General features: G+C 69.1%; 13 protein-coding genes and 1 pseudogene. 7 read left to right on the top strand and 7 right to left on the bottom strand.

Features of this window, described 5'->3' with window-relative positions; all coding sequences use genetic code 11:
* Positions 1-118 precede the first annotated feature (118 nt).
* Positions 119-472, top strand: a complete 354-nt coding sequence (locus VFZ09_RS39550; RefSeq protein ID WP_329732958.1) for a hypothetical protein — start codon at positions 119-121, stop codon at positions 470-472.
* A gap of 51 nt (positions 473-523) precedes the next feature.
* Here the strand turns inward: VFZ09_RS39550 and VFZ09_RS39545 are convergent, their stop codons facing one another.
* The 4 genes from VFZ09_RS39545 to VFZ09_RS39530 all read right to left on the bottom strand — a co-directional run bounded on the left by VFZ09_RS39545 (position 524) and on the right by VFZ09_RS39530 (position 5,951).
* Complete coding sequence (locus tag VFZ09_RS39545) at positions 524-1,072, bottom strand: imm11 family protein (RefSeq protein WP_329732957.1); 549 nt, start codon at positions 1,070-1,072, stop codon at positions 524-526.
* Positions 1,073-1,205: 133 nt separating this feature from the next.
* Positions 1,206-1,811 carry a Wall-associated protein precursor gene (locus tag VFZ09_RS39540; RefSeq protein ID WP_329732956.1) on the bottom strand — a complete coding sequence of 202 codons (606 nt, stop codon included), beginning with the start codon at positions 1,809-1,811 and terminating at the stop codon, positions 1,206-1,208.
* A 93-nt stretch (positions 1,812-1,904) separates the two neighbouring features.
* Positions 1,905-3,458: an ELWxxDGT repeat protein gene (locus tag VFZ09_RS39535; protein ID WP_329732955.1), complete on the bottom strand. Its 1,554-nt coding sequence runs from the start codon at positions 3,456-3,458 to the stop codon at positions 1,905-1,907.
* A gap of 162 nt (positions 3,459-3,620) precedes the next feature.
* On the bottom strand, positions 3,621-5,951 hold the full coding sequence (locus VFZ09_RS39530) for a DUF3857 domain-containing protein (RefSeq protein ID WP_329732954.1): 2,331 nt from the start codon (positions 5,949-5,951) through the stop codon (positions 3,621-3,623).
* A gap of 47 nt (positions 5,952-5,998) precedes the next feature.
* Here VFZ09_RS39530 and VFZ09_RS39525 point away from each other — a divergent pair, with 47 nt between their 5' ends.
* On the top strand, positions 5,999-6,184 hold the full coding sequence (locus VFZ09_RS39525) for a hypothetical protein (protein ID WP_329732953.1): 186 nt from the start codon (positions 5,999-6,001) through the stop codon (positions 6,182-6,184).
* A gap of 11 nt (positions 6,185-6,195) precedes the next feature.
* On the opposite strand, the gene VFZ09_RS39520 is transcribed toward VFZ09_RS39525, so the two are convergent.
* Positions 6,196-6,657 (bottom strand): hypothetical protein, encoded by a 462-nt coding sequence (locus tag VFZ09_RS39520; protein ID WP_329732952.1) that lies wholly within the window; start codon positions 6,655-6,657, stop codon positions 6,196-6,198.
* A gap of 48 nt (positions 6,658-6,705) precedes the next feature.
* Between VFZ09_RS39520 and coaA the strand changes: the two genes are divergently transcribed.
* Both coaA and VFZ09_RS39510 read left to right on the top strand, forming a co-directional pair.
* Positions 6,706-7,659, top strand: coding sequence for a type I pantothenate kinase (coaA, locus tag VFZ09_RS39515; protein WP_329732951.1), 954 nt, complete (start codon positions 6,706-6,708; stop codon positions 7,657-7,659).
* Between the two features lie 15 nt (positions 7,660-7,674).
* Entirely contained in the window at positions 7,675-8,625 is a 951-nt protein-coding gene (locus tag VFZ09_RS39510) for a tetratricopeptide repeat protein (RefSeq protein ID WP_329732950.1), read from the top strand.
* Here the strand turns inward: VFZ09_RS39510 and VFZ09_RS39505 are convergent.
* Entirely contained in the window at positions 8,619-10,361 is a 1,743-nt protein-coding gene (locus VFZ09_RS39505) for an N-acyl-D-amino-acid deacylase family protein (protein ID WP_329732949.1), read from the bottom strand. The two genes, VFZ09_RS39510 and VFZ09_RS39505, sit on opposite strands and share 7 nt — an antisense overlap.
* Before the next feature lie 109 nt (positions 10,362-10,470).
* Here VFZ09_RS39505 and VFZ09_RS39500 point away from each other — a divergent pair, with 109 nt between their 5' ends.
* Both VFZ09_RS39500 and VFZ09_RS39495 read left to right on the top strand, forming a co-directional pair.
* The gene (locus VFZ09_RS39500; RefSeq protein ID WP_329732948.1) at positions 10,471-12,942 is read left to right on the top strand and encodes a PAS domain S-box protein; all 2,472 of its coding nucleotides are present in this window, start codon (positions 10,471-10,473) and stop codon (positions 12,940-12,942) included.
* A gap of 24 nt (positions 12,943-12,966) precedes the next feature.
* Positions 12,967-13,836 carry an alpha/beta hydrolase gene (locus VFZ09_RS39495; RefSeq protein WP_329732947.1) on the top strand — a complete coding sequence of 290 codons (870 nt, stop codon included), beginning with the start codon at positions 12,967-12,969 and terminating at the stop codon, positions 13,834-13,836.
* Between the two features lie 125 nt (positions 13,837-13,961).
* On the opposite strand, the pseudogene VFZ09_RS51805 reads toward VFZ09_RS39495, so the two are convergent.
* Positions 13,962-14,264: pseudogene (locus VFZ09_RS51805) on the bottom strand (DUF2381 family protein); the annotation flags it as partial.
* A gap of 583 nt (positions 14,265-14,847) precedes the next feature.
* On the opposite strand from VFZ09_RS51805, the gene VFZ09_RS39490 reads away from it, so the two are divergent.
* Positions 14,848-15,636, top strand: coding sequence for a DUF2379 family protein (locus VFZ09_RS39490; RefSeq protein WP_329732946.1), 789 nt, complete (start codon positions 14,848-14,850; stop codon positions 15,634-15,636).
* Positions 15,637-15,816 lie beyond the last annotated feature (180 nt).

Below are 15,816 nucleotides of genomic sequence, written 5' to 3'. Positions count from 1 at the left end.
TATAAGGGAATCTCAACGGACCGTACACCCTCCTGGACCGGTGAGTGCCCCGGGCAGCGGGTCCGGGCCGTGTGCACATTCCGCGGGCCGGGACGATCCGGAATCGAGGAGGTGCGGCATGGAGAACTGGACGCTGGGGTATGGCTCGCTGCTGACGACGCTCGGCGTGGGGGGATTCCTCGCGACGGGCAGGCAACACAAGACGGCGCTCATCCCCGCGGGCTTCGGCTCGGCGGCGCTCGGGTTGGGCCTGTTGTCGCGCCGCGTGTCCGCCCAGCGGTGGGTGCTGGGGGGCTCGGCGCTCGTCGGGTTGCTCGGTTTCCTGGGGGCCGCGCGAGGCCTCCGCCTGCTGCCGGCCCTGCTCCGAGGGGAGAAGCTGGAGCGGCCCGCCGCCGTCATCTCCCAGTCGGTGATGGCGGGACTGTCCGCGGCGTACACGGTGCTCGGCGTACGCCAGTTGCTGCGGGCGTAGGCCTGGGCCTTGGAGTGGGTCCCGGGCCTGCTTCACGCGAGCTGCCTGGGACTACTCCAGAGGGAGTACTGGGGCTCCTGTGGGGGGTCCCAGGCGGGACGTATCCCAGACGTACTCCTCCGTGGGGAGCAACTTCATGTTCGTCAGCGCATGGCGTTGGATGAACGCGGCGAAGCGCTCGGAGACGACGATGCTTCCCTGTTTGCCACGGGGGCGGAACACGTCCTCACCTGCCCATGTGCCCGGCTCCAGGGTGAATCCGTGGATGGTATTCAATCCGATGGAGCGGCACTCCATGCAGGTCACCGGCTCGCGGATGCGTAAGCGGCTGTGTGCCACATCCAGGGCCGCGCGGCCGAAACAGGCAGTCACGGCGAAGTAGCAGGGTACTTGGAGTGGCTGCGACTTCTTGCGCCTGCGGCGCACGCGCAGCACCTCTACCGGGTGGAATCCTTGGAAGCCGGTCAGCCCATCGGCTCGGAAAGCCTCGGCCATGCGCTCGGAGATGAGAACGTCATGGCCCGACGCCTCGATGAAGTCGCCGAATGCCTCGCCGTGTAGCGTCACTTCGCCTCGGTAGGGCGGCAGCCATGGCCGCATGCCAATGATGTCTCCGCACGCAGGGCACCGCGGCGCCTCCGCGGTATTGACAGGTAGCCCGGAACTGAACGTGGTGTCGTGGGGCCCCCACATCTCTTTCTGGAGCACGAAGAACCGGGGCGTTGGTGATGGATTAGAATCCATTCGGAAACCTCTTTCGCATGTCCGGGCGAGCATAGATTTCGCGCAGCATCTGCTCGAACTGACTCGGCGTTGCCTTCGCCTGCTCTTTGAGCCATTGGATGACCTCGTTGTCCACATCACGGTGCCATTTCTGGTAGCCGCAGTGTGACTCCTTGTCTTTCGCCCTGGTCACGAAGCGCTCATCCCGGGCTTTGTACAGTCCGCGAAGAGTCGCATGTCTCTCCAACTCCTCGGCGATGGGCCGGGAGATGATGTGGTGTTTCTGGCCCGTGCAGTGGGGGGGCTCGTCCGATGCTTCCGATTCTTCGCCTGACTCGGCGCTCTCTTGTGCGCTGGCGTCCTCCTTGAGCGTCGCCACCGCGGGTTGAGTGGCCTCGTGGAGCACCTTCGCTCCGTTGAGGGCCTCGGCGATCTCCGATGAACTCGCCCCACAGCGCTGCGCTGCGGTCAGAGGCTCCTTCCGAATGCAGCAATCCATCGTGTTCAGGCACGTGAGTTGTGCCAGGTAGACGGGGCTGCTCGCGGCGGCGGAGCCGAGGCTCGCGAGCACGAGCGACATCCAGAGCACGAGGGCCTTGCTGTTGATGCGCACCATGACCTCCCAGGTGCTGCCGAGCTTAATCGGAAGCGCGCAGGCCCGGGAGCCCCACTGCGGGACCCGGGCCTGCTTCACGGCGAGTGCCCGGGACTACTGCGAGGCCAGGGAGCTGCGCGGCGGGAGCACCCACAGCTCGCTCCCGTGCGCGGCGTCATCCGCGACGAAGAAGACGGAGGAGCCCACGCGGGTGAAGCCACTCGGGTACGAGGAGCCGGGCCCCGCGTCGAGGTCCTGCAACATCCGCGTGCCCTGCTCCGTCCCGTCGCTCACCCAGAGCTCCAGCCCCGTGCCCTCGCCGATGCCGCTGAAGAGGATGCGGTCATCCAGCGTGTAGAGCTGGGACTCGAACTCGTCGGACATGCTCAGCGGCCGGTGCAGCAGCTTCGTCCCGGCGCCCGTTCCATCCGTCACCCACAGCTGCACGTCCCGTGGGCTCGGGCCCGAGGTGGAGATGGCCATCGCGAAGAAGAGCCTGCTGCCCGCGACGGTGAAGGTGGTGATGTACGGGTCCGCGTCGGGCTGTCCGGCGAAGGGATTGGGCAGTGCCGCCACGCGCCGCTTGGACACGGTGCCCGCCTCGTCCACCCTCAGCCTGTACAGGTACAGCCGATGATCGGCCAGGTGGGTGAGCGTGAGGTACAGGCAGCGTCCTCCCACCACCCCGAGCAGCCTCGGATTGTACGTGTCCGGGCCCGGCGGGAACGCCTCCACGCGCACCGTGCCACCGCCCGTGCCATCCGTCCTCCACAGCTCGCTCAGGCCATCGGCGGTCTGGGTGAGGAAGAAGACGTACCGGCCCACGGCACGCAGGTAGAACGGATTCGAGCTGTCCGGGCCCGGCCGCAGGTCACTGACGAGCGCCGTACCGGTCTCGGTCCCATCCGTCTTCCACAGCTCGGTGCCGTGCACCGGATCCGTGAAGACGAAGTAGAGCGTGCTCCCCACGAGCACCTGCGAATAGATCAGCGCCGAGTCGGGCCCCATGTCCCGCACGCGCACCGTGCCGGCCTCCGTGCCATCACTCCGCCACAGCTCCGTGCTTCCGGGCGCGTCCAGCGCCCCGGGGACGAAGCGGAAGAACAGCAGCGTCTTCCCCAGGGCCGTGAGGTTGTAGGGGTGCGTGTCACCCGCTCCCGGCGTGATGTCCTTCACGAGCTTCGTGCCCCCGCTGGTGCCATCGCTGACCCACAGCTCGCCGCCGTGGTCCGCGTCAGCCGCGACGAAGAAGAGCCGCGTGTCCACGCGCGTCAGGTCCGACACGGGCACGCGGGAGGAGGGGATCGGCGGCGCGGGGAACTCCTTCACCGGCACGGTGCTCGAGCCGCTCCCATCACTCCTCCACAAGCCGCCGCGGCCATCCTCGAAGTTGGCGGCGAAGTAGAGCCTCCCGCGGAACTCCGCCAGGCTCGACGGGCCGGGGGCGAGCCACGGCGGCACGTCACCGGGCGGCGGGAAGATGTCCCGGACGACGCTCGCCGTTCCCAGCTCCACGCGGCCCCACTGCGCCTCGGGTGCTTCGCCCCCCTCCTCCCCCGGTGAGCGGACTTCTGGCCGCTCGTCCTCCTGGATGGCTTCCTCCGGGAGCGCTCCGCCACACCCGACCGCCAGTGAGCAGAGCAATACCGCGCTACGCCACACTCTCATCCCCAACCTCCCATGTCTTCGCTGGTACGGGAGGGTGGGGAGAGTCAGGCGATTCGTCCAGTGGTGCCCCGGGATGAGCGGATGCTCGCCGCTGCTCCGCGTACGGAGGGCTTCACTCCTTGTCGGCCACGACGGGGAGCTCGAACAGGGACGCCCTCCCGCTCAGTTGGGACGCACGTCGAAGGAGAGGAACTGGGGCGCGTGGCAGGACGTGCAGCGCACGCGGAGGACGGTGATGGCCCGGCCGTCGCTCCCCGTGTGCCGCAGTTGCAGGGCGTCCGGCACGCGCTCGAAGGTGCCACCGCAGGAGCAGCGCTCACTCCGGATGCGCTGGTCGGCGTGGTCCAGGCTCTCCACGATCATCACGGCACCGCCCTGCTCCTTTTCACGCAGGTGACGCACGGGACGCGGGGGCGCGGCCCGCCGGGCCTTGCGCTCGCGCAGGAACTGGCGGAACCGCCGGGGGATGCCCAGCACCAGGGCCCCCACCACCACCAGGAACACGCCGCTGATGGCGAGGCTGGTGGTGCGCGACAGCTGCGTGTCCTTCGCCATGGCCGACGGGGAGACGACCCCCACCGGCGCGCTGAAGGCGATGCCGAGCTGCGTGCTCATCTCCTTCACCGCCTCGGCGTGGCGGGCCAGCGCGTCCGGCGCCACCCGGTCCGCCAGGCTCCGGTACTCCACCTGGTAGGTGAAGCCGCCGAACCTTGGGACCACGGACATCTCCAGGCGCGAGGCCGGACCCTCCACCGTCTTCTCCGAGGGGGCGACGTTCAGCAGCGAGTCCGCGTGGACCTCCCACCGCACGCGCAGGTGGACCGGATGGTCGACCTCCACGGGGTGGACCCGGCCCTCGGTGCGGCGGGGAAGGGCCAGCTCCCGGCTCACCCGCGTGGCCGCGACGCTCAGCCCGCCGCCGGCCCAGGCGTCCTCGAGCTTGTAGTGCTCCTCCAGGGTGAGGGTGTTGGCGTCCGTGTCGTCCTGGACGCGCGGAGTGCCCTCGGACGTGAGCTTGGAGAAGAGGGCGCGGCGCAGCTCGAGGGTTCGGGTGGTGAGCTGCTCCGAGGACAGGCCGGCCAGCCACGAGCGGGCGCTGTCCGCCTCCGTGCGCGTGTAGCGGGTGGTGATGGCGAGCGTCCCGGTGCCATCGTCCTTCACGGAGAGCTCATAGTGGGCGTCCTGCTCCGGCCCCGGGGGCGGCGGGAGGGGAATGGACTCCAGGGCGGTGGTGCCGGGCGCGAGCACGAGCGCCCGGGCGTAGGGCAGCGGGCTGCGCGCGCCGAGCCGGCCCCGCTGATGGGTCATGGTGGCATCCACCCACTCCGTCCTCCCGGCCACCTGGGCGCGCACGATGGCGTGGTTGAAGGCGTAGGGCGAGGGCAGCTGGGCGCTGATGCCGCCCTGGCTGCGCGAGTTCACCAGGGCCACGTGGGCGGGGATGCCCAGGGGGCGCAGCAGGGTGGCGAGCAGCAGCGCCTTGTCCTTGCAGTCGCCGAAGCGCTGGGCGAGCACCTGGCCCGGGGCATGCGGCTGGTGGGTGTTGGGGCCGAGCTCGATGCCCAGGTAGCGCACCTCGTCCTGGACGAAGCGCACCGCGGCGAGGAATCGCGCCTCCTCGGAGGGAAGGGCGCGCCAGGACTCGGCCAGCGCCGTCAGCTCGGGCGAGCCTTCCAGCCCGTCCTGCAGCGCGAGCCCCCAGGAGGCCACCTCGGCCCAGCTCTGGAAGCTGCTCACCTGGACGTGGGGCCAGACGGCCAGGTCCGCGGGCACGCCGTCCTCTCCGGTGAAGGTGGGCATGTCCTTGCGCTCCCACCGGTACTCGCGCAGGCCACCCACCTCGCGCACCGTGGGCTCCGCCGTGGGTGCGCCGTGCGTCTTGAAGTAGAGCTTCAGGTCCGCGGGGGCGAGCAGCCGGTGGACGAAGTGCGCCACGGGCGTCTGCTGCGCCAGGGAGATGTGGTCCAGGTGATGGCCCCGGAAGAGCGGGTGGCCTTCCTCCACCGTCCAGGACTCCTCGAGCAGGTCTCCGGCGCGCACGTCCTGGAGGAAGGCGAGGGCGGTGCGCTCGTCGCTGTAGATGTTCATGTCCAGCCGCTCTTCCTGCTGGATGACCTTCACGTCCTCGGCGCGCAGCAGTTGGGTGCGCACGCCGTCGCGGGTGCGCCAGACGCCGTGCAGGCGCAGACGATCATGGGTGTTGGAGAACTTCACCTCCAGCTTGGAGCCCGTCTCCACACCGCGGCTGCTGGCCACGCGCCGCACCTGGCGGACGAAGCGCTCGGTCACCTCGGGCGAGACGCGGACCTGCTCCTCGGACAGCAGCACGTGGAGGCCCGAGACGGCGTCCTGCTCGCGCAGCGGGCGCCCGGTGTCCACGCGGGTGGGCTCCACCCAGGAGGGAGGCTCGGTCAGCGTGACACCGGCCTCCCCGGCGCGGGCGGGCAGCGTGGCGAGGGCGGACAGCAGCAGGAGGAATCGCGGGAAGGACATGACGGGCGCATACTCCCAGGAGGGAGGACGGGGAGGGAAGCCCGTGCATGGTGCTCGAGGGCCATCCATTTCCACGGGGAGCGCGGCCCGCGCGCGTTCCCGCCGAGGCGCTGGGCGAGGTGTGTGTCGGATGGTTTCCACCGGCAGTGCGCACGCGTGAGGGCGAGTACCTCTTCGTCCCAGCGGAGCAGGCGGGGGAGCTGGTGGACTTCGCGAGCTTCTCCCGGTTCTGATGTCCCACGCATCAACGCGTGGGCTTCAGCGTGGAGAGCGAGCGCTCCACCCGGGACGAGCCGGGCCCGTAGTCGCGCTCCGGCGCGGTGTAGAGGACGAGCACGGCGCGGTCCGCGAGCGGCAGGAAGTACACGAGGGTCCTCGACGTGCCCTGCTGGAACTCGTAGCGCGCCACCGGGCCCGCGGGGAGCGTCCCGCTCGTGGCGTTCAGCCGCCTTTCCGGCACCGGAACACCCGCGGCACCCAGCACCTCCTCCGGGGGTGCATCCACCTTGGGCGGCGTGCCCTGCACCGAGCGCAGCTCCAGGCCACCCTCGAAGCGAGCCACGGCCGGCGGGCCCGGCTCCTCGGCGCGCAGGGCCATGCCCGAGGGCGGCTCGTACTGGAGTCCGAGTGCAGGGAGCTCCGTCTTGCGCGAGCAGGCCACGGTACAGGACAGGAGCAGCCACAGGAGGAGGGTCGAGCGGTTCACGTTCGCGACTGTGCCACAGGCGCGAGGGAGCCGGTTAGGATGGGAACCATGTCCGCACCCAAGCACCAGTCCGCGTCCATGTTCGTCGACTTCGAGCGCGAGGCGTGGCGGGCCCTGCGCGCCGCGACGCCGCTGCCCCTCAGCGCGGAGGAGGTCGAGGGCCTGCGCGGGCTCGGAGAGCACCTGGATCTCCAGGAGGTGGCGGACGTCTACCTGCCGCTCTCCCGGTTGCTCAACCTGCACGTGGCCGCGACGCAGAGCCTCTGGGCGGCGCAGCATGCGTTCCTCGGCGGCTTCACCCAGAAGGTGCCCTTCATCATCGGCATCGCGGGCAGCGTCGCGGTGGGCAAGAGCACCACGGCGCGCATCCTCCAGGCGCTGCTGTCGCGGTGGCCGGACCATCCCCACGTGGAGCTCGTCACCACGGATGGCTTCCTGTTGCCCAACCGCATCCTCACCGAGCGCAACCTCATGCACCGCAAGGGCTTCCCGGAGAGCTACGACCGGCGCGCCCTGGTGCGCTTCGTCGCCGAGCTCAAGTCCGGCCGGAGCGAGGTGTTCGCGCCCGTCTACTCGCACCTCGTCTACGACATCGTCCCGGGCGAGGCGGTGAGGCTGCGCCGGCCGGACATCGTCATCCTCGAGGGGCTCAACGTGCTGCAGACGGGGCCGGTGGAGGGCGGGAAGATGCCGCACACCTTCCTGTCGGACTTCTTCGACTTCTCCATCTACGTGGACGCGCACGAGCAGGACATCCGCCGCTGGTACGTGGACCGGTTCCTCAACCTGAGGCAGACGGCGTTCCGCGACGAGCGCTCCTTCTTCCGGCGCTTCGCCGAGCTCACCGAGGAGCAGGCGATTGCCCGCGCCGAGTCTGTGTGGGGGGAGATCAACGGCCCCAACCTGGCGCAGAACATCGCGCCCACCCGCTCGCGCGCGCGGCTCATCCTCGTGAAGGGCGCGGACCACCGGGTGCGCCGCGTCCGCATGCGGAAGATCTAACGCCAGGGAATCCTCATGCAGCTTCTCCGTTCGCTCCGTGTCGTCCTCGTCGGCCTCCTGCTGTTCGTGCCTCCGGCCCTCGCATGCCTGTGGGACAGCGACACCCTGAAGGAGGAGTCCATCGGCCTCGACGAGGTGGCCGCCGTGCTCCGCGGGAGGATCCTCAAGCACTCGGCCACCTTCTATGAGCGCAAGGTGGCCTACACGCTCCCGCTGCTGGAGCGCGAGGACGTGAAGCCCGAGCGCTACGATGACCTCGCGGTGGCCTACGAGAAGCTCGGCCGCACCCAGGAGGCCATCGCGACCCTGGAGGCCAAGGAGAAGCGTTTCCCCGGCCTCTACACGACGGCGGCCAACCTGGGGACCTTCCATGCCCACGCGGGCGACTACCCGCGAGCGCTCGAGGAGCTGCGCCGCGCCCTGGCCCTCAACCCGGATGCCCACTTCGGCCGCGAGAAGTACCAGGTGAAGGCCATCGAATACCTGCAGCGGCTGGCCGGGACTCCCGAGCTCGTCCAGAAGGAGGAGTTTCTCGGCCTCCCGCTCGAGCCGGAGCGCTACCTCTTCGTCATGAATCCGGAGAAGGCCGCTCTGCGCAAGGAGCGCCCCGAGCTCCCCAAGGACGTGCTGCAAGGGCTGGTGGGGATCATCCGCTTCGGTAGCGGCGAGAAGAGCCCGCACCTGTGGTTCAGTCTGGGCATCTCGCTGGCGTGGAGTGGCCACAAGAACCTCGCCCTTCGCGCGATGCGCCGCGCCGAGCTGCTTGGCCATCCCCTGGCGCGTGAGCATGCCGTGGCGCTGTCTCGCACCATCAAGGCCTATTCCAACAGGCTCCCGGAATGGGAGGCGCTCGCCGCCGGGCTCGACGCGGAGTGGGCCCAGGGGCAGGCCTGGGTCCAGCAGAAGCAGCGCCAGGAGGATGCGCTGCTCGCCAGGGGCAAGGCGAAGCAGGTCTTCGGCTACTGAACGCGCAGCACGCGCCCGAAGCCCCGCTCCTTGCCCAGCGCGGGCGTGGCCGCTCCTCCGTCCACCGCGAGCCGGCCGTTGATGAGCACCGTCTCCACGGCGCCCCCGTTCTGGTTCACCAGCCGCACGAAGCCGTCGAAGCCCTCCATCGAGGACTCCTGGGGCACGTCCAGCCCCTCCCCGAGCCGCTCCGGGTCCAGCACCACCACGTCGGCCCGCTTGCCCGGTGCGAGCCTCCCGGCGTCCAGCCCCAGCCAGCCGGCGAGCTCCCCCGTGAGCCGGTGCACCGCGCGCTCCATCGGCATCACCGGCTCGCCGCGCCGCTCCGCCTCGCGCACCAGCCTCAGCATCCGCAGCGGGAAGTTGTAGTGCGCCATGTTGCGCAGGTGCGCCCCCGCGTCCGAGAAGCCGATGAGCACGTCCGGGTGGCTCACGATGGATTCCAGCTCGCGCGGCCGGTCATTGGCCATCACCGTGTACCAGCGCAGCTCCGGGCCATGGCGCGCCACCAGGTCCAGGAAGGTGTCCACCACGTCCTGTCCGCGCTCCCGCGCGATGTCCGCGAACGAGCGGCCCACCAGCGACGCGTCCGGCGCCTTCAGCACCCGCGACTGGTTGAAGTCCCGGTGGAACACCTTGGGCAGCAGCTTGCTCTTCCACTGCCGCTTGAACCACGCCCGGTACTTCGCGTCCTCCAGCAGCCGCTTGCGCTCCACCGCGTCCTGCAGGTGCAGCGCCGCCGCTCCCGCGCCGAACTCCTCGAAGACCACCAGGTCGATTCCGTCCGACCACAGGTCGAAGATCTCCGGCAACGCCTGCCAGCGGAAGTCCGCCTTCAGCAGCCGGTTGAAGAAGCGCGACAGCAGGCCGATCTGCCGGTGCAGGCCCCGGGTGGCGCGCGTGTCCATCATGGAGATGACCGTCGTCTTCAGCGGCTGGCGCAGCAGCCCCACGCTCTCCCAGAGGAAGAGCAGGACGTTCACCTTGGTGGTGATGTTGGGCACGCCCTGGAAGACGCGGCGGCGCTCGCGGAGGATGCGCGTGAAGCGGCGGTACTCGGACCAGCTCGCGAAGGTGGAGGGCAGGGGACGGCTGCGGATGCTCCGGTTGCCGCCCATCTTGTCCCACGGCAGCGTCATGATGGAGAGCCCCGCGTAGCCCTCGTCGAGCCCCTCGCGCAGCAGGGCCTCCATCCGCGCCAGCTCCCCGGCCGAGGGCTTCACCGCGCTGTCCAGGCTGCGCTCCAGCCCCATCACGTGCGCTCGGATGGCCGAGTGGCCCACGAAGGAGCCCACGTTGGGGCCCAGCGGCAACCGGTCCAGGTGCGTGAAGTACTCGCCGAGCGTCTCCCAGTCCTTCTTGCGCTCGAGCAGCGTGCGCACCGTGTCATAGGGAATGGCCTCCACCCGGCAGAACTGGTCGGCCAGGTCCTCCGGTGTGCCCACGGCGAGGCTCAGCGAGCAGCTGCCCACCATCACCGAGGTGATGCCATGGCGCACGGACTCGGAGAGCGAGGGGGCCAGCTCCACCTCGGCGTCGTAGTGGGTGTGCAGGTCGATGAACCCGGGCATCACCCAGCGGCCCGTGGCGTCGATGACGCGCGTGTCCGGCCCCGTGGGCAGGGGCGGCTCGCTGATGGCCGTCACCCGTCCGTCGCGGATGCCCAGGTGCCGCACGCGGGGCGGAGTGCCGAGTCCATCGAAGAAGAGGCCGTTGGCGATGACGAGCTCGTCCATGGGGCCCCACCCTAGCTTCCCTGGCTCCTGCTTTCAGCCCGGAGCCGTCCCCACCTTCCATGCAGCAGGTGGGGGACGTGTGCATCTTCTCCCTCTCAGGAGGGTGCACATGGGCTCGCCAGCGCATCCTGGAGCCGAGCAGGGGCATACCCCCGCGGGAGTGGCCCACTTGCAGCAGGCGGCTCAGCAGGCCCAGCTGCGGCGGTACGGAGTCCTGGCGAGCCTGGGTCAGCTGGCCCTTCGAGGACCTTCCTTCTCGTCCTTCGCCCGGGAGGCGCTCGCCCAGCTCCTCGAGGCCCTGGAGTTGTCCCAGGGCGCGTTGCTGGAGCTGCTTCCCGAGGGCCCGCCGCGGTGCGTGGCCAGCTTCGGGGTGCCCCTGGCGCCCGGGCGGCTCGTGGCGTCCGCCGAAGCCGGCGAGTGGCAGACATTCCTCGCGACGCACTCCCTCACCGTGAAGGTGTTCGGCGAGGGCGCACCCGTTGCCCTCACGCCCCTGGTGCCGGGCTGCCGGGGGCTCCTGGTGCGGCTGCCCGGTCCCTCGGGCGAGGCCGTGGCCGTGCTCGCGCTGGGGCTGCCCCCGCAGCGGCGATGCGACGCGGATTCCCTGGCCTTCCTCCAGGCCGTCGCGCTCCTCCTGGGCTCGGCCCTCCTCCACGAGCGCCAGACGCTGACACTCCGCACCCGCGGGGACCGGCTCGAAGCCCTCCTCCAGGGCTCGCCCGTGCTCATCGGCCTGAAGGACGCGGACGGACGCTACGGCTACGTGAATCGCCGCTTCGCCTCCTACCTGCGCAAGCCCGTGGAGGAGGTGCTCGGACATACCGACGAGGAGCTCTTCCCCGCGGACACCGCGCGGATGCTGCATGCCCATGACGACACCGTGCGCGCCACGGGGACGCCGCGGGAGTTCGAGGAGGTGCTCCCGCTGCCCGAGGGGCCCCTGTCCTTCCTCGCTGAACGCTTTCCCCTCCGGAGCCCGGATGGGACGGCCGGCGCCATCGGGGTCATGGCGCTCGACATCTCCTCCCTGAAGAAGATCGAGCAGGGGCTGCGCCGCCGCGAGGAGGATCTGCGTCAGATGGTGGATGGGCTCGAGGATCAGGGCCTCATCGGCCTGGACGCGGAGGGGCGGGTGAGGAGTTGGAGCCGCGGCGCGGAGCGGCTCAAGGGCTACAAGGCCGAGGAGATCATCGGCCGCCAGGCGGCGTTCATCCATGAGGGGGAGCTCTCGCACCCCGGCTTGCTGCGCGAGGCGCTCGCGGAGGCCGCGCGCAAGGGCCGCGTCGAGGTGGAGAGCTGGTGCATCCGCAAGGATGGCTCGCGCTTCCTCTCCAATGACACGGCCTTCCCGCTGTGGACGGAGGAGGGCGGGCTCCGGGGCTTCTCGGTGGTGAGCCGGGACGTCACCGAGCGCTACGAGGCGCAGATGGGATTGCAGCGCAGCGAGACGCGCTACCGCCTGGTGAGCCGGGCCACGGGGGAGTCCATCTGGGATTGGGACCTCGTGCGGAACCGGCTGGACTGGGGGGAACAGGCGATGGCGCGCCTGGGCTACCCGGAGGACGAGGACGCCAGCTCCCTGGGCTGGTGGGAAGCGCGCATCCATCCGGAGGACCGGGAAGAGGTGCTGTCCTCCCTGATGCGTGTCCTCGAGAGCGAGGAGGAGCGGTGGTGCGCCGAGTACCGCTTCCTGCGCGGGGATGGGAGCCAGGCCTGGGTGAGGGATCAGGGCTACGTGGTGCGCGAGAACGGCCGTCCCGTGCGGATGATCGGCGCCGTGGCGGACATCACCCCCCGGCGGCGCGCCGAGGACGAGCGGAGCCGCCTCTACCGCGAGGCCCAGGGTGCCATCCGCTTGCGCGACGAGTTCCTGTCCGTGGCCTCGCACGAGCTGAAGACGCCCCTCACCACGCTCCAGCTCCATCTGCAGATGTTGCGCGCACTGGCCACCCAGGAGGGCAGTGCCTTCACCCCGGAGCGCGCCCGGAAGAAGCTCTCGCTCGCCGAGCACCAGGTGCGGCGCCTGGTCACGCTGGTGAATGATCTGCTCGACATCTCGCGGCTCAACTCGGGGCGGATGGAGTTCCGCTTCGAGACCGTGGATGTGACCCGGCTGGTGCGCGAGATGCTGGAGCGGCAGCGGGGCCTCCTCCGGCACTGCGGCTCCGAGGTGCGGCTGCACCTGCGCGGCCCGTACTCGGCCCGCGTGGATCCGATGCGGTTGGAGCAGATCCTCCTCAACCTGCTCTCCAACGCGGCGAAGTACGGCCAGGGCAAGCCCATCGACGTCTCCCTGGACGGGGACGAGGACGGGTACCTCGTGCGGGTGCGGGACCGGGGCATTGGCATCGCACCGGAGGATCAGGAGCGCATCTTCGAGCGGTTCGAGCGCGCGGTGTCCGAGCGCAATTACGGAGGGCTGGGGCTGGGGCTGTGGATCTCCCGGCGGATCGCCATGCGCTTGGGCGGGACGCTCGCGGTGCGGAGCCAGCCGGGGGAGGGAGCCACCTTCGAGTTGCGCCTGCCCCGCTTCCCCTCCGAGACTCGCCCCTCGGAGCCGGTGGATGAAACCCACTGGTGAAGCCACGTGGGCAGAGGGGGAGCGATGAATCCTCGAACCGAAGCGGCCTTCCGGCGGGCGTACGATGACCTGCTCGCCTTGTGGACCACGAAGCCCGAGTCGCGGGACGTGGAGACGCCGAGCGCGCGGACGCGGGTGCAGGTGTGGGGACGGGAGGACGCACCGCCGTTGGTGCTCCTGCATGGCTTCAAGGTCACGTCCGGCATGTGGGCCGCGAATGCCCTGGAGCTCGGGAAGTCCTTCCGGGTCTACGCCCCCGACACGCCGGGAGACCACGGCTTCAGCGTGCCGCACCGTCCGCCGCGGCGCGTGGAGGATCTGCTCGGCTGGCTGGACGAGCTCCTCACGGCGCTGGGGTTGTCGCGGACGAACCTGGGGGGAATGTCGTTCGGCGGGTGGCTCGCCGCGCAGTACGCCGCGCGGGCGCCGGAGCGGGTGTCCAAGCTGGTGCTGATCGCGCCCGGGGCCACGTTCCTGCGCTTCAACACCGACTTCGTGCTGCGGGGCATTCCCTTCCTGATCTGGCCGCGCCGCGACTGGGTCCACGCCTATCTGCGCTGGGCGGCCGTTCCAGCGAAGGAGGCGGGTGGCCTGTACGACAAGGCGATGAGCGGGATCGCCGACGTGATGTGGACGGGGCTCCGCCACTTCGGCTGGTACGCCGGCCAGTGGCCCGGAGTGGTGAAGGAGGAGGTGTTGCGGCGCATCCGGGCGCCGACGCTGCTGCTCGTGGGCCAGCAGGAGCGCATCTACGACGCGGAGCCGATGATGGCCCGTGCGCGCGAGCTCATCCCGAACCTCACCTGCGAGGCGATTCCCGACGCGAGCCATGATCTGCCCATGCGGCAGCCGGAGATAGTCGCCGAGCGCCTACGGGCCTTCCTCGGAGCATGATCGGGTTCCGCATGCTCCCTCTCGCCCTGGGAGAGGGCGGGGGGGGGAGGGTCGTCGCCAGCGTGTAGACCCTCACCCTGACCCTCTCTTAGTGGGTGAAAAAACGGTTCCCCGAGCGTCACCACCAACAGAAAACCATCCTCGGGCTTGATGTCTTTTAGCGGTTCTACGAGCACCTTCTTCCCGACGCATTCCACGGGCTCGAAGCGGCCTTCCCAGCCCAGCAGCTTCGTCCGTTCCCGGTCACAAGGTTTCTCGAAACGGAGGACGGTTACCATCTCACCCGCGACGTAAACCGAGGGCACTTCCGCCTTTGGTTCGTCCGAAAGATAGACGGTCCGAGAGATGGGCTCGCGTCCACGAGCCATGGCCGCAGACGCCAAGATGACGAGCAGAAGGGCAGACCGGGGAGGTAAGAAGTTCCGCATATCGCGGGTTGACCTACCAGATAAGTAAGGGGCGCGAGCGGCCAGCCCCCTGTGAGCGGGCCCGTCGTAGCGTCTCGAAAAGAGACTGTTCTAGCCTGGGCCGAATGAAACACTTGACGTCCTGTGTGTTCTTGGGTTTGGCCCTCCTTTGGGGGCTGTTCGCATCCGGTTGCTCGGCCAGTAGGGCGCACACCACCTGTTCCGGTGGGACGCACTGTTCGTCGAACCGCCCCACACTCCTGGCGCAAGCGGCCACGATGGACTGCCGCCCCGGTGACTCAACAATGACCTGTTGCATCAAGAAGCACCCTCAAGACCCGGTAGGCGCTTGTGGAGCCACGCAATCCGAGGTTGATCAGGCGCTCCGAGCCGTGCGAACCGGCTCCGATGTTGACGAGGATGAGGACGACTTCTCCAACAACGCTTCCCTACCCAAGTGGAAACAGAAGTGCATCGAGAGGTACAACGAGTGCGTAGAGGACGATTGGACGGGCAATTGCCACGACTGCCTACGTATGTGTGAGGGGCAGCACAAATGGCCTTCTGGCAAGTGCCACGGAAAAGAGTAGGTGGAGGCGCGCACATGGCCGAAGAGGCGGATTTGGATGATGTGTGGGTGTTGTGTCGTGACGTTCTCGAAAATGGCGCCCCGTTGGACCTCACCGACGAGATGTGTGTCCTCCTTTCGCGGGCTGCTCAGCAGGTGGCCATCGGTCAGCAGGACGCGGAGGATGCGTTGCGTGGCCACTCAACCGCAATGACGCTGCTTCGAGAGATTCACCGCCGTATTGGGGAAGGGTCAAATCGACTTGACGAAGCCCGAGACCGGGTGAGCGATCTTCAGCAGCAAGGGGACTTCGACGGGGCACAACAGGTCATGCGTGACGTGCTCGCCGTAGAGGTTGTCCCCTTCTACCGGGAGCAGGCCGAAAGAACCCTTAAGAAGTCGGCTGGGCTGGCGGAAGTGCTCGCAACCGGGCGGCTCAATCCGAACCTTCCCGACCGGCCGCAGCTCGCCGTTCTCGCTCAACGCATCGAGCAGGGGCACGCACTAGAACTCACCGACGACCTGTGCGCTCTTCTACGCCGGACCGCCCCCACGGCAGCCATCAGCGAGGCCGAGACGGAAGAGGCCCTAAAGAGCCCGGATGGCGCCGAGGCTTTGATGGGGATGATTCTCTCTCGCTTCCAAGAGGCCCAAAGCCGGTTCTTGCGCTCGATGTACCGGATGACAAGCCTCCGGGATGCTGGGGATCTCGAAGGTGCGCGCCAGCAAATGCGCGACGTGCTCGCCGTGGAGGTAGTGCCGCGATTCCGAGAGGCGGCCGAGGAGCAGCTACGGGGCCTAGACAATCCGCCCCCGGAGGCATGACCGGCTCGGGCTGGGCGCTCCGGAGTAGGACACAAATCGGGGTCTTCGGTACGTCGAGTGGGCAGGGCCGAGGACCAGAGGCCGTGCGTATGGGGAGGATTTGGGGTTCACGGGTGTGCGGAGCCGAGCGATGGTCATGGGACGCAAGTCCCCGCGAGAGCTCGAGGCATGAATGAGACA

Source organism: Archangium sp. (assembly GCF_036277355.1).
Lineage (GTDB): Bacteria > Myxococcota > Myxococcia > Myxococcales > Myxococcaceae > Archangium.
The sequence above is the reverse complement of the archived record's forward strand: the minus strand, read 5'-3'. Positions and strand labels throughout refer to the sequence as shown.

What these genes read in the sequence shown, in the direction of transcription:
- VFZ09_RS39550 (WP_329732958.1), top strand. Translation starts at nt 119, where the DNA reads ATGGAGAACTGGACGCTGGGGTATGGCTCGCTGCTGACGACGCTCGGC.
- VFZ09_RS39545 (WP_329732957.1), bottom strand. Translation starts at nt 1,072, where the DNA reads ATGCGGCCATGGCTGCCGCCCTACCGAGGCGAAGTGACGCTACACGGC.
- VFZ09_RS39540 (WP_329732956.1), bottom strand. Translation starts at nt 1,811, where the DNA reads ATGGTGCGCATCAACAGCAAGGCCCTCGTGCTCTGGATGTCGCTCGTG.
- VFZ09_RS39535 (WP_329732955.1), bottom strand. Translation starts at nt 3,458, where the DNA reads ATGAGAGTGTGGCGTAGCGCGGTATTGCTCTGCTCACTGGCGGTCGGG.
- VFZ09_RS39530 (WP_329732954.1), bottom strand. Translation starts at nt 5,951, where the DNA reads ATGTCCTTCCCGCGATTCCTCCTGCTGCTGTCCGCCCTCGCCACGCTG.
- VFZ09_RS39525 (WP_329732953.1), top strand. Translation starts at nt 5,999, where the DNA reads ATGGTGCTCGAGGGCCATCCATTTCCACGGGGAGCGCGGCCCGCGCGC.
- coaA (WP_329732951.1), top strand. Translation starts at nt 6,706, where the DNA reads ATGTCCGCACCCAAGCACCAGTCCGCGTCCATGTTCGTCGACTTCGAG.
- VFZ09_RS39510 (WP_329732950.1), top strand. Translation starts at nt 7,675, where the DNA reads ATGCAGCTTCTCCGTTCGCTCCGTGTCGTCCTCGTCGGCCTCCTGCTG.
- VFZ09_RS39505 (WP_329732949.1), bottom strand. Translation starts at nt 10,361, where the DNA reads ATGGACGAGCTCGTCATCGCCAACGGCCTCTTCTTCGATGGACTCGGC.
- VFZ09_RS39500 (WP_329732948.1), top strand. Translation starts at nt 10,471, where the DNA reads ATGGGCTCGCCAGCGCATCCTGGAGCCGAGCAGGGGCATACCCCCGCG.
- VFZ09_RS39495 (WP_329732947.1), top strand. Translation starts at nt 12,967, where the DNA reads ATGAATCCTCGAACCGAAGCGGCCTTCCGGCGGGCGTACGATGACCTG.
- VFZ09_RS39490 (WP_329732946.1), top strand. Translation starts at nt 14,848, where the DNA reads ATGGCCGAAGAGGCGGATTTGGATGATGTGTGGGTGTTGTGTCGTGAC.